Source organism: Klebsiella sp. WP4-W18-ESBL-05, assembly GCF_014169075.1.
Lineage (GTDB): Bacteria > Pseudomonadota > Gammaproteobacteria > Enterobacterales > Enterobacteriaceae > Kluyvera > Kluyvera ascorbata_B.
Genome location: NZ_AP022057.1, coordinates 3985539 through 3998453 on the forward strand (window position 1 = coordinate 3985539; position 12915 = coordinate 3998453).

A 12915-nucleotide genomic window follows, 5' to 3' on the forward strand; every position below is an offset into this window, starting at 1 on the left:
GTCTACCAGAGATGCTTAAACAGGTAGAAATTTTCACCGATGGCTCTTGCCTTGGTAATCCAGGCCCCGGCGGCTATGGCGCTATTTTACGCTATCGCCAGCGGGAAAAAACCTTTAATGAAGGCTATCGCCTGACCACCAACAACCGCATGGAGCTGATGGCGGCGATTGTCGCGCTCGAAGCGCTGAAAGAGCCGTGCACCGTGGTGCTAAGCACCGATAGCCAGTATGTTCGTCAGGGGATCACCCAATGGATTCATAACTGGAAAAAGCGAGGCTGGAAGACGGCGGATAAAAAGCCGGTGAAGAACGTCGATCTCTGGCAACGACTTGATGCGGCGCTTGGTCAGCATGAAATTCGCTGGGAGTGGGTTAAAGGCCACGCCGGGCACCCCGAGAACGAACGCTGCGATGAGCTGGCGCGTGCCGCAGCCTCCGCGCCAACGCAAGACGATACGGGCTACCAGCCGGAAGCTTAAGCGTCCGGCGGTTTGCGATACTGCCGCGTTGCGCCGACCGCCTGCGTGATGCGGCTTTTCGCTTTATTTTGCCGCATCGGGTTTAGCGTCAGCGGGATCGTGCGCTTACGCGCGACGATAACCTGCAGGCAGCCCAGCGCAGGTAGATGGGTGCTTAACATCACGCCCCCCTGCTTCGCCCACGGCAGCACCTGGAAACAGCCCTGGTGCAGCACTTCAAAATTCAGCAGCGACAGCCAGTCAAGCTGACGCGTCAGCGTAAACATCCTGCTGTTGTACGGCACAGATTTGCGCAGCACCGGAAACAGCTTGCGCAGCCCCATCAGACTAACCGGGTTGAAGCTGCTGATGATCAGCCAGCCATCGTCAATTAACACTCGGTCAGCCTCGCGCAGCATTCGGTGAGGATCGCTGCACCAGGGCAACGTATGGGCAAGCAGACAGGCATCGACCGATTTCTCGGCAAACGGCAAATGCAGCGGATCGGCCATCACCTGCATTGGGCTGCCCTCTAGCGAGATATTCACCTGATGGGAGATAGCACACGCTTCGGTGTTGATCTCCGCGCTCAGATTGCCCACCTTAAGCAGGTGAAAGCCGTAGAGCTTACCCAGCCAGGGTTTCAGTTGACGATCGATGGCCTCACGATAATATTCACCCCAGGGCATTTGTGCCCACGAGACAGGCGCTGAGACTGTTTGAGGTATCCTTGCCGGTTTCATCACAACCTTCCCTACGCGTAAGAGGTAACGAATGAATCTTAACAGTATTTCAGCGTTTCAGGACAACTACATCTGGGTTCTTAACGATCAAACAGGTCGCTGCCTGATCGTCGATCCTGGCGAAGCCGCCCCCGTACTGGACGCTATCGATCGTCACGGCTGGCAGCCGGAAGCCATCCTGTTAACCCATCATCATCACGATCACGTCGGCGGCGTGGCGGATCTGCATAGGCGTTTTCCGAATTTGATCGTTTATGGCCCAGAAGAGACACGTAACAAAGGCACAACAAAAATAGTTGCCGACGGCGATCGCATCCGCGTACTTGACCAGGAATTTCACGTTTTTGCTACTCCGGGACACACTTCAGGACATGTCTGTTTCTACAGCGCCCCCTGGCTTTTTTGTGGCGATACCCTATTTTCCGGGGGCTGCGGGCGATTATTTGAAGGTACGCCAGCCCAGATGTACCGCTCGTTGCAGCACATTAACAGCCTGCCGGAAGAGACGCTAATTTGTTGCGCACATGAGTACACGCTCTCCAACATGACGTTTGCCCTGAGCGTTTTACCGCATGATTTGTTCATTAACGAATACTATCGAGAAGTTAAGGAGTTACGTGCAAAAAAACAAATAACACTCCCCACAACTCTGAAAAAAGAGCGACAGATTAATCTCTTTTTAAGAACGGATGATATTGATTTAATTAATGAAATAAGCAAAGAAACAAAATTGCTACAATCTGAAGAGCGTTTTGCATGGTTACGGGCAAAGAAAGATAACTTCTGATACTTCCGGGTTGCGTTTTCGAAAGTTCGTCGTTATTATCGGTCGTCTTTTAAGCAACTATTGACACACACATGAAGGCAAAAGCGATATTACTCGCCTCTGTCCTGCTCGTGGGGTGCCAGGCGTCACAGCAGGGCAACGTCCAACAGCACGCACAGAGCCTTTCTGCGGCTAGTCAAGGGGAAGCAAGTAAGTTCGCTAGTCAGGCACGTTGGATGGACGATGGGACATTCGACATGCAGAATCAGGACTTGTGGGCTTACATTGGCGACGAGCTAAAGATGGGAATTCCGGATAATACCCGGGTTCGCGAACAGAAACAGAAGTACTTACGAAATAAGAGCTATCTCCACGATGTAACTTTACGGGCAGAGCCGTATATGTACTGGATAGCCGGGCAAGTTAAGAAACGTAACATGCCGATGGAACTGGTATTACTACCCATAGTGGAGAGCGCTTTTGACCCGCACGCAACGTCTGGTGCCAATGCCGCAGGTATTTGGCAGATCATTCCGAGCACAGGGCGAAATTACGGTCTGAAACAGACCCGCAGTTATGACGCGCGTCGTGACGTCGTTGCTTCCACAACGGCAGCACTGGATATGATGCAGCGTCTGAACAAAATGTTCGACGGCGACTGGTTATTAACCGTGGCGGCGTATAACAGCGGTGAAGGCCGTGTGATGAAAGCAATGAAAGCGAACAAGGCCCGTGGTAAGCCTACGGACTTCTGGTCTCTCCCATTGCCTCAGGAAACTAAGGTCTACGTACCGAAGATGCTGGCTTTGAGCGACATTCTCAAAAACAGCAAACGCTATGGCGTTCGTCTGCCTACGACTGACGAAAGCCGAGCACTGGCGCGTGTTCGCCTCGATAGCCCCGTTGAGATCTCTCAGCTCGCTGACATGGCAGGTATGCCGGTCAATAAGCTTAAGACCTTCAATGCTGGCGTGAAAGGCTCAACGCTTGGTGCAAGCGGTCCTAAGTACGTGATGGTGCCACAGAAGCATGCAGACCAGCTGCGTGAATCCCTGGCCTCCGGTGAAATTGCCGACCTCCAGCCAACGCTGGTCGCCGATAATACGCCGATGTCCAGCCGTAGCTATAAGGTTCGCTCAGGTGACACGCTGTCGGGCATTGCATCGCGCTTAGGCGTAACGGCAAAAGATCTGCAGCAGTGGAACAACCTGCGTGGCAGCAGCCTGAAAGTAGGGCAAAGCTTAACGGTGGGTGCAGGCAGCAGCGCTGCGCGTCTTGCCGATAACAGCAGCATTACGTATCGCGTACGTAAAGGCGACTCGCTGTCGAGCATTGCAAAGCGTCACGGCGTCAACATCAAAGATGTGATGCGCTGGAATAACGACGCAGGCAATTTGCAGCCGGGCGATCAGCTTACGCTGTATGTAAAAAACAGCGACCGTCCTGACTCCTGACAGGCAAACAATAAAAAAGGCACCGTCTTCCCCGGTGCCTTTTTTTATGTCTCTTGCCCTATCTGCTCGGGCTAAATTCTACAATCAACGGATTATGGTCCGATGCGCGGGTCACCAGCACAGAAGCCTCTGTCACATTCAACCCTCGGTAAAAGACAAAATCGAGCGGGCGTCCAAACGCGCGACGGCGCTGATCATCATCGAAATACACCGGGCGTAGCGACATATCACGTGCAAATCGATACAGCGCATTCATGCGTGGGCGGCTCCAGGCGTTAAAATCACCGGCCATAATCACCGGGCCGTTATGCAACGCAATTTGCTCGCCAATGGGCATCAGCTGCTTGCTGTAAACATCGACGCCAAGGCTAAAGTTCACGGCATGGATGTTCACGACCATCAGCAGGCGTGAGTCGGGAAGTGGGTAAACGGTTACTAACGCTGATTTCGCCAGCCGCAGAATAGGCTCACGTTCGCGCAGCGGGCAGCAGTAAACGGGCTGAGCGGCAGACAGCGTCATGACGCCAGAAGGATGATGAGGCAGTGCGAACGCCGGGACCTGATCGGCCGCCAGATAGTTAGTGGTTGCAAACTTCACTAGCTCAGGCGTTGTTTGCGCCTCCTGAAGTAACACCAGATGCGCATCTTTGCCGTACTTATTCAGCACCGACAGCCATTCTGCACGCTGCTGTTTAAAGATATTCCACACCAGGATGCGAATATTCTCTTCAGTGCTTAACGGCTTACCCACCGATAACGCCTCGCTCAGCCCGGAATACGCCCCCGGCGGCGGTAGGATCCGCTCCGCGGGTTGTCCGGCGATGTAGCGCATGGCGTAGGTATTTTTTCGCACTTTCTTTTATAACCTCAATAACCAAAGAACCCACCTGATTCCAGGAGGGTCCCTCAGTTATAGGGGCTTTTGCCCGCGGTTTCAACGCTATTTGTGATAAAGCCAGGTGAACTTATGTAAGCCTGCGCTTACTGAGATAATCCTAGCCTAGCGCCACGCGGACGGGTTTATCCAGACGGCCGCTCAGGGCGGTCAGCAGCAGCGCCACCACCACAATCAATGCGCCAATCCACGGAGTCTGTGCGAGGCCATAATGTTCAACGGTTTGCCCGCCGACGACAGACCCCAGCGCAATACCGACGTTGAAGGCGGCAATATTCAGACCAGAAGCAACGTCAACGGCAGCAGGCGTGTACTCTTCCGCTTTTTGCACGACGTAGACCTGCAGTCCAGGCACGTTGCCAAAGGCAAAGACGCCCATCACCAGCACCGTTGCCAGTGCTGCATACTGAATAGAGGCGGTGAACTGGAATACAATCAGCAGTGCGGCCAATGCAGCAAAGATAAATTTCAGCGCCGGCACCGCACCGTGTTTATCGGCCAGTTTTCCCCCCCAGATGTTGCCCACGGCAACCGCGACACCGTAGCCTAGCAGGATCCAGCTCACCGCGTTTGGCGTAAAGCCTGCGAGGTTTTGCATCATCGGTGCCAGGAAAGTAAAGGCGGTAAAGACGCCACCGTAGCCCAGTGCGGTGATCGCATAGATCATCAGCAAACGCGGGTGAGTCAGCACTTTCATCTGGTCGGCTAAGCTGGCAGGCGCGCGGCTTGGGATATTCCGCGGAACCAGCACGGCGCTAGCGATCAGTGCAATCACGCCCAGCATAGAAACGGCAAGGAAGGTCTCGCGCCAGCCAAAATGCTGGCCAATAAAGGTGCCCAGCGGAACGCCTGTCACCAATGCAACGGTCAACCCGCCGAACATTATTGCAATTGCCGAGGCCGCTTTCTCTTTCGGTACCAGACTGGTAGCTATCGTTGAGCCGATGGAGAAGAACACACCATGAGCAAGCCCGGTCAGCAGGCGTGCAACCACCAGTGTGGCGTATCCCGGCGCCTGCCAGGCCAGCAGGTTACCAACGGTAAACAGTACCATTAACGCCAGCAGCAGCTGTTTGCGCGGCAGTTTGCCGGTCAAAGCGGTGAGCACCGGCGCCCCGATAGCAACGCCCAGCGCATAAATTGAAACTAGCATCCCGGCGGAAGGCAACGAGATAGCCAGCTGTTCGGCGATCGTCGGGACCAGGCCGACAATCACAAATTCGGTTGTGCCAATTGCAAAGGCACTGATCGTTAAGGCAAGTAGCGCCAGCGGCATAATTAACTCCACATCATCAGTATTAAGATGACACGTAGTATGCCGTGGTGTTTAAATAACAAAAATATCCAAAATCTCAATAGAATTTTGCTTCAGGTGCAACAATGAGAGCCACATCAGAAGAGATCGCCATTTTTGTCGCCGTCGTGGAAAGCGGTAGCTTCAGCCGGGCAGCCGAGCAATTGGGCCAGGCTAACTCGGCGGTAAGCCGCGCGGTTAAAAAGCTGGAATCCAAGCTTGGCGTAAGCCTGCTCAACCGTACGACGCGCCAGCTTAGCCTGACCGAAGAGGGAGAGCGCTATTTCCGCCGTATGCAGGTGGTACTACAGGAAATGGCCGCCGCCGAGACGGAGCTGCTGGATACGCGTAATACGCCACGCGGGCTGCTGCGCGTCGACGCCGCCACACCGGTGATGCTACATTTGCTGATGCCGCTGGTTCAGCCCTTCCGTGAACGGTACCCGGAGGTGACGCTGTCGCTGGTCTCTTCAGAGACATTTATCAATCTGATTGAGCGCAAGGTCGATGTTGCCATTCGCGCTGGCACATTGAGTGACTCCAGTCTGCGCGCGCGTCCGCTGTTTAGCAGCTATCGAAAAATCGTCGCCTCGCCGGAGTACATTGCCCGTCATGGCAAGCCTGAGAGCGTCATCGATCTGAAGGAACACCTGTGTCTGGGATTCACCGAGCCCTCTTCTCTTAACACGTGGCCGGTCTACTGCTGTGACGGTCAGTTTATGGAGATTAGCTGCGGCATTTCATCCAATAGCGGTGAAACCATCAAGCAGCTGTGCCTGCACGGTAACGGTATTGCCTGCCTGTCGGACTTTATGGTGGATAAGGAGATTGCCAGAGGGGAGTTTGTTGAGCTGCTGGCCGATAAGCGTCTACCCGTTGAGATGCCCTTTAGCGCGGTCTACTACAGTGACCGGGCGGTGAGCACACGAATTCGGGCATTTATTGATTTTCTTAGCGAATATGTCAAAAAATAGCCCAGACGCGTAGTTCGTCCGGGCTTATCGAGGGTCGTTTGAGGGTTAAGGCAGAAGCAGGATCAATCCCACTGTGGTGCCAGGCCTTCTGGGCTGACCAGACGGTCATTGCACTCCAGTGCGGCAATCGCCAGTTTATCTTCAGCATCGAGCGTTAAGGTCAGCGCCAACAGGTTGCTGGCCAGGTTTTCGCGCTTGGTTGATGATGGAATCACCGCGTACCCTTCTCCAATAGCCCAGGAGAGGATCACCTGCGCTGGCGTGGCGTGATGTTTCGCAGCAATCGCGGCAATCGTTTCATCTTTCAGCGCCTTACCATAAGCCAGCGTCATGTAGGACGTAATGTGGATACCGTGCTCAGCGGCCCAGTCCACCACTTTACGATTCTGTAGGAAAGGTGACAGCTCAATCTGGTTCGTCGCAATGTTGTCTGCGCCTACGGCGGCAATTGCGCGTTCCATCAGCGGAATGGTGAAGTTAGAGATACCAATCTGGCGAGTCAGACCCAGCGTCCTGGCTTCCAGCAGCGCAGCCATAAACTCTTCAACCGCAACCGTGTCATTCGGCGACGGCCAGTGGATCAGCGTCAGATCGACATAGTCAGTTCGTAGTTTTTGCAGGCTCTCTTGCAGGCTGGTAATCAGCTTGTCTTTACCGAGGTTCTCGGTCCAGATTTTAGTGGTAATAAACAGCTCGCTGCGCGCTACGCCGCTTTCAGCAATCGCCTGACCAATAGCCGCTTCATTATCATAAATTTGTGCGGTATCGATCGCGCGATAGCCCAGCTCCAGCGCCGTTTTTACGGATGCGATAACAACGTCATCTTTCAGGCGGAAAGTGCCGAGGCCCAATGCAGGGATTGTCATGATCTTCCTCTTTATTTATCAGTATGGGTTAGTTGAAACCAGTATGACGAACGAGAGGATTGAGAAAAAGGGCGAGAAATGCAGAGGATTTTTGCTAAAACAGCAATAATTGAATGCAAGACAAAGAAAAAAGCCCTGAGCAAATGCTCAGGGCTCTTAATAAGTGGCGGAACGGACGGGACTCGAACCCGCGACCCCCTGCGTGACAGGCAGGTATTCTAACCGACTGAACTACCGCTCCACCGAATTTCTTTGTCACTACCCGGATTATTCATCCCGGTTTACTGCAATTTGATGCCTGGCAGTTCCCTACTCTCGCATGGGGAGACCCCACACTACCATCGGCGCTACGGCGTTTCACTTCTGAGTTCGGCATGGGGTCAGGTGGGACCACCGCGCTACGGCCGCCAGGCAAATTCTGTTATCAGACCGCTTTGTGCGTTCTGATGTAATCTGTAATCAATGCTGAAAATCGTCTCTTCGCCAAAACATCTTCGGCGTTGTAAGGTTAAGCCTCACGGTTCATTAGTACTGGTTAGCTCAACGTATCGCTACGCTTACACACCCAGCCTATCAACGTCATCGTCTTTAACGTTCCTTCAGGACTCTCAAGGAGTCAGGGAGAACTCATCTCGGGGCAAGTTTCGTGCTTAGATGCTTTCAGCACTTATCTCTTCCGCATTTAGCTACCGGGCAATGCCATTGGCATGACAACCCGAACACCAGTGATGCGTCCACTCCGGTCCTCTCGTACTAGGAGCAGCCCCCCTCAATTCTCCAGCGCCCACGGCAGATAGGGACCGAACTGTCTCACGACGTTCTAAACCCAGCTCGCGTACCACTTTAAATGGCGAACAGCCATACCCTTGGGACCTACTTCAGCCCCAGGATGTGATGAGCCGACATCGAGGTGCCAAACACCGCCGTCGATATGAACTCTTGGGCGGTATCAGCCTGTTATCCCCGGAGTACCTTTTATCCGTTGAGCGATGGCCCTTCCATTCAGAACCACCGGATCACTAAGACCTGCTTTCGCACCTGCTCGAGCCGTCACTCTCGCAGTCAAGCTAGCTTATGCCTTTGCACTAACCTCCTGATGTCCGACCAGGATTAGCTAACCTTCGTGCTCCTCCGTTACTCTTTAGGAGGAGACCGCCCCAGTCAAACTACCCACCAGACACTGTCCGCAACCCGGATTACGGGTCTACGTTAGAACACCAGCCATTAAAGGGTGGTATTTCAAGGTTGGCTCCATGCGAACTGGCGTCCACACTTCAAAGCCTCCCACCTATCCTACACATCAAGGACCAGTGTTCAGTGTCAAGCTATAGTAAAGGTTCACGGGGTCTTTCCGTCTTGCCGCGGGTACACTGCATCTTCACAGCGAGTTCAATTTCACTGAGTCTCGGGTGGAGACAGCCTGGCCATCATTACGCCATTCGTGCAGGTCGGAACTTACCCGACAAGGAATTTCGCTACCTTAGGACCGTTATAGTTACGGCCGCCGTTTACCGGGGCTTCGATCAAGAGCTTCGCGTTGCCGCTAACCCCATCAATTAACCTTCCGGCACCGGGCAGGCGTCACACCGTATACGTCCACTTTCGTGTTTGCACAGTGCTGTGTTTTTAATAAACAGTTGCAGCCAGCTGGTATCTTCGACTGATTTCAGCTCCATGGGTAAACCACTTCACCTACATATCAGCGTGCCTTCTCCCGAAGTTACGGCACCATTTTGCCTAGTTCCTTCACCCGAGTTCTCTCAAGCGCCTTGGTATTCTCTACCTGACCACCTGTGTCGGTTTGGGGTACGATTTGATGTTACCTGATGCTTAGAGGCTTTTCCTGGAAGCAGGGCATTTGTTACTTCAGTACCGTAGTACCTCGTCATCACACCTCAGCGTTAAAAGAAGTCCGGATTTACCTAAACTTCCCGCCTACATGCTTAAACCGGGACAACCGTCGCCCGGCTAACATAGCCTTCTCCGTCCCCCCTTCGCAGTAACACCAAGTACAGGAATATTAACCTGTTTCCCATCGACTACGCCTTTCGGCCTCGCCTTAGGGGTCGACTCACCCTGCCCCGATTAACGTTGGACAGGAACCCTTGGTCTTCCGGCGTGCGGGTTTTTCACCCGCATTATCGTTACTTATGTCAGCATTCGCACTTCTGATACCTCCAGCACCCCTCACAGGACACCTTCAACGGCTTACAGAACGCTCCCCTACCCAACAACACATAGTGTCGCTGCCGCAGCTTCGGTGCACAGTTTAGCCCCGTTACATCTTCCGCGCAGGCCGACTCGACCAGTGAGCTATTACGCTTTCTTTAAATGATGGCTGCTTCTAAGCCAACATCCTGGCTGTCTGAGCCTTCCCACATCGTTTCCCACTTAACTGTGACTTTGGGACCTTAGCTGGCGGTCTGGGTTGTTTCCCTCTTCACGACGGACGTTAGCACCCGCCGTGTGTCTCCCGTGATAACATTCTTCGGTATTCGCAGTTTGCATCGGGTTGGTAAGTCGGGATGACCCCCTAGCCGAAACAGTGCTCTACCCCCGAAGATGAATTCACGAGGCGCTACCTAAATAGCTTTCGGGGAGAACCAGCTATCTCCCGGTTTGATTGGCCTTTCACCCCCAGCCACAAGTCATCCGCTAATTTTTCAACATTAGTCGGTTCGGTCCTCCAGTTAGTGTTACCCAACCTTCAACCTGCCCATGGCTAGATCACCGGGTTTCGGGTCTATACCCTGCAACTTAACGCCCAGTTAAGACTCGGTTTCCCTTCGGCTCCCCTATACGGTTAACCTTGCTACAGAATATAAGTCGCTGACCCATTATACAAAAGGTACGCAGTCACCCCATAAAGAGGCTCCCACTGCTTGTACGTACACGGTTTCAGGTTCTTTTTCACTCCCCTCGCCGGGGTTCTTTTCGCCTTTCCCTCACGGTACTGGTTCACTATCGGTCAGTCAGGAGTATTTAGCCTTGGAGGATGGTCCCCCCATATTCAGACAGGATACCACGTGTCCCGCCCTACTCTTCGAGTTCACAACCTGTGCATTTTGGTGTACGGGACTATCACCCTGTACCGTCGGACTTTCCAGACCGTTCCACTAACACACAAGCTGATTCAGACTCTGGGCTGCTCCCCGTTCGCTCGCCGCTACTGGGGGAATCTCGGTTGATTTCTTTTCCTCGGGGTACTTAGATGTTTCAGTTCCCCCGGTTCGCTTCATTACGCTATGTATTCACGTAATGATAGTGTGTCGAAACACACTGGGTTTCCCCATTCGGAAATCGCCGGTTATAACGGTTCATATCACCTTACCGACGCTTATCGCAGATTAGCACGTCCTTCATCGCCTCTGACTGCCAGGGCATCCACCGTGTACGCTTAGTCGCTTAACCTCACAACCCGAAGATGTTTCGTAAAACACCACCGTGTTGCGAAAATTTGAGAGACTCGAACACACCGCTTATCTGTTCTTATTACGGAGAACAGACACAGTGTGTCGTTTCAATTTTCAGCTTGATCCAGATTTTTAAAGAGCAAAACTTCGCAGTGAACCTTTCAGGTACACTCTGAAGTTTTCTTGTATTGTTGCAGTAAAGATGGTGGAGCTATGCGGGATCGAACCGCAGACCTCCTGCGTGCAAAGCAGGCGCTCTCCCAGCTGAGCTATAGCCCCATCGTTTATGAATCTCCCTCAAATTCGCGGGACGAATTTGGTAGGCCTGAGTGGACTTGAACCACCGACCTCACCCTTATCAGGGGTGCGCTCTAACCACCTGAGCTACAAGCCTGCAGAGATTCTTTACTGCTATTTTTCATCAGACAATCTGTGTGAGCACTTCAAAGAACGCTTCTTTAAGGTAAGGAGGTGATCCAACCGCAGGTTCCCCTACGGTTACCTTGTTACGACTTCACCCCAGTCATGAATCACAAAGTGGTAAGCGCCCTCCCGAAGGTTAAGCTACCTACTTCTTTTGCAACCCACTCCCATGGTGTGACGGGCGGTGTGTACAAGGCCCGGGAACGTATTCACCGTAGCATTCTGATCTACGATTACTAGCGATTCCGACTTCATGGAGTCGAGTTGCAGACTCCAATCCGGACTACGACATACTTTATGAGGTCCGCTTGCTCTCGCGAGATCGCTTCTCTTTGTATATGCCATTGTAGCACGTGTGTAGCCCTACTCGTAAGGGCCATGATGACTTGACGTCATCCCCACCTTCCTCCAGTTTATCACTGGCAGTCTCCTTTGAGTTCCCGGCCGAACCGCTGGCAACAAAGGATAAGGGTTGCGCTCGTTGCGGGACTTAACCCAACATTTCACAACACGAGCTGACGACAGCCATGCAGCACCTGTCTCAGAGTTCCCGAAGGCACCAAAGCATCTCTGCTAAGTTCTCTGGATGTCAAGAGTAGGTAAGGTTCTTCGCGTTGCATCGAATTAAACCACATGCTCCACCGCTTGTGCGGGCCCCCGTCAATTCATTTGAGTTTTAACCTTGCGGCCGTACTCCCCAGGCGGTCTATTTAACGCGTTAGCTCCGGAAGCCACTCCTCAAGGGAACAACCTCCAAATAGACATCGTTTACGGCGTGGACTACCAGGGTATCTAATCCTGTTTGCTCCCCACGCTTTCGCACCTGAGCGTCAGTCTTCGTCCAGGGGGCCGCCTTCGCCACCGGTATTCCTCCAGATCTCTACGCATTTCACCGCTACACCTGGAATTCTACCCCCCTCTACGAGACTCAAGCTTGCCAGTTTCAAATGCAGTTCCCAGGTTGAGCCCGGGGATTTCACATCTGACTTAACAAACCGCCTGCGTGCGCTTTACGCCCAGTAATTCCGATTAACGCTTGCACCCTCCGTATTACCGCGGCTGCTGGCACGGAGTTAGCCGGTGCTTCTTCTGCGAGTAACGTCAATCACTAAGGTTATTAACCTTAATGCCTTCCTCCTCGCTGAAAGTACTTTACAACCCGAAGGCCTTCTTCATACACGCGGCATGGCTGCATCAGGCTTGCGCCCATTGTGCAATATTCCCCACTGCTGCCTCCCGTAGGAGTCTGGACCGTGTCTCAGTTCCAGTGTGGCTGGTCATCCTCTCAGACCAGCTAGGGATCGTCGCCTAGGTGAGCCGTTACCCCACCTACTAGCTAATCCCATCTGGGCACATCCGATGGTGTGAGGCCCGAAGGTCCCCCACTTTGGTCTTGCGACGTTATGCGGTATTAGCTACCGTTTCCAGTAGTTATCCCCCTCCATCGGGCAGTTTCCCAGACATTACTCACCCGTCCGCCACTCGTCACCCAAGAGCAAGCTCTCTGTGCTACCGTTCGACTTGCATGTGTTAGGCCTGCCGCCAGCGTTCAATCTGAGCCATGATCAAACTCTTCAATTTAAGTTTGATGCTCGTGAATTAAACTTCGTAATGAATTACGTGTTCACT

General features: G+C 53.1%; 8 protein-coding genes, 3 tRNA genes and 3 rRNA genes. 4 read left to right on the forward strand and 10 right to left on the reverse strand.

The annotated features are described in order from the left end of the window. Nucleotides 1-11 precede the first annotated feature (11 nt). Entirely contained in the window at nucleotides 12-479 is a 468-nt protein-coding gene (gene rnhA, locus H7R58_RS19160) for a ribonuclease HI (RefSeq protein WP_106930397.1), read from the forward strand. Here rnhA and H7R58_RS19165 read toward each other — a convergent pair. Next, nucleotides 476-1201, reverse strand: coding sequence for a class I SAM-dependent methyltransferase (locus tag H7R58_RS19165; RefSeq protein WP_106930400.1), 726 nt, complete (start codon nucleotides 1199-1201; stop codon nucleotides 476-478). The genes rnhA and H7R58_RS19165 overlap by 4 nt on opposite strands. Nucleotides 1202-1232: 31 nt before the next feature. Here H7R58_RS19165 and gloB point away from each other — a divergent pair, with 31 nt between their 5' ends. Both gloB and mltD read left to right on the forward strand, forming a co-directional pair. Further along, nucleotides 1233-1988, forward strand: coding sequence for a hydroxyacylglutathione hydrolase (gene gloB, locus H7R58_RS19170; RefSeq protein ID WP_106930402.1), 756 nt, complete (start codon nucleotides 1233-1235; stop codon nucleotides 1986-1988). A 71-nt stretch (nucleotides 1989-2059) separates the two neighbouring features. Beyond that, nucleotides 2060-3421, forward strand: a complete 1362-nt coding sequence (mltD, locus tag H7R58_RS19175; RefSeq protein ID WP_106930404.1) for a murein transglycosylase D — start codon at nucleotides 2060-2062, stop codon at nucleotides 3419-3421. A gap of 58 nt (nucleotides 3422-3479) precedes the next feature. Here the strand turns inward: mltD and H7R58_RS19180 are convergent, their stop codons facing one another. Both H7R58_RS19180 and H7R58_RS19185 read right to left on the reverse strand, forming a co-directional pair. Next, nucleotides 3480-4274 carry an endonuclease/exonuclease/phosphatase family protein gene (locus H7R58_RS19180; protein WP_106930406.1) on the reverse strand — a complete coding sequence of 265 codons (795 nt, stop codon included), beginning with the start codon at nucleotides 4272-4274 and terminating at the stop codon, nucleotides 3480-3482. A 142-nt stretch (nucleotides 4275-4416) separates the two neighbouring features. Next, nucleotides 4417-5592: an MFS transporter gene (locus tag H7R58_RS19185; protein WP_182929422.1), complete on the reverse strand. Its 1176-nt coding sequence runs from the start codon at nucleotides 5590-5592 to the stop codon at nucleotides 4417-4419. Nucleotides 5593-5696: 104 nt separating this feature from the next. On the opposite strand from H7R58_RS19185, the gene yafC reads away from it, so the two are divergent. Then, nucleotides 5697-6584, forward strand: a complete 888-nt coding sequence (gene yafC, locus H7R58_RS19190) for a DNA-binding transcriptional regulator YafC (protein ID WP_182929423.1) — start codon at nucleotides 5697-5699, stop codon at nucleotides 6582-6584. Between the two features lie 62 nt (nucleotides 6585-6646). Here yafC and dkgB read toward each other — a convergent pair whose 3' ends face one another. The 7 genes from dkgB to H7R58_RS19225 all read right to left on the reverse strand — a co-directional run bounded on the left by dkgB (nucleotide 6647) and on the right by H7R58_RS19225 (nucleotide 12867). Next, complete coding sequence (dkgB, locus tag H7R58_RS19195) at nucleotides 6647-7450, reverse strand: 2,5-didehydrogluconate reductase DkgB (RefSeq protein WP_106930412.1); 804 nt, start codon at nucleotides 7448-7450, stop codon at nucleotides 6647-6649. A 164-nt stretch (nucleotides 7451-7614) separates the two neighbouring features. After that, nucleotides 7615-7691 (reverse strand) — tRNA-Asp (locus tag H7R58_RS19200). Between the two features lie 55 nt (nucleotides 7692-7746). Beyond that, nucleotides 7747-7862 (reverse strand): 5S ribosomal RNA (rrf, locus tag H7R58_RS19205). A 92-nt stretch (nucleotides 7863-7954) separates the two neighbouring features. After that, nucleotides 7955-10861: ribosomal RNA gene (locus H7R58_RS19210) — 23S ribosomal RNA — on the reverse strand. A 205-nt stretch (nucleotides 10862-11066) separates the two neighbouring features. Next, a tRNA-Ala gene (locus H7R58_RS19215) sits at nucleotides 11067-11142 on the reverse strand. A 38-nt stretch (nucleotides 11143-11180) separates the two neighbouring features. Further along, nucleotides 11181-11257 (reverse strand) — tRNA-Ile (locus H7R58_RS19220). A gap of 70 nt (nucleotides 11258-11327) precedes the next feature. Continuing rightward, nucleotides 11328-12867: ribosomal RNA gene (locus tag H7R58_RS19225) — 16S ribosomal RNA — on the reverse strand. Together the 16S, 23S and 5S rRNA genes with 3 tRNA genes alongside form the textbook arrangement of a ribosomal RNA operon. Nucleotides 12868-12915 lie beyond the last annotated feature (48 nt).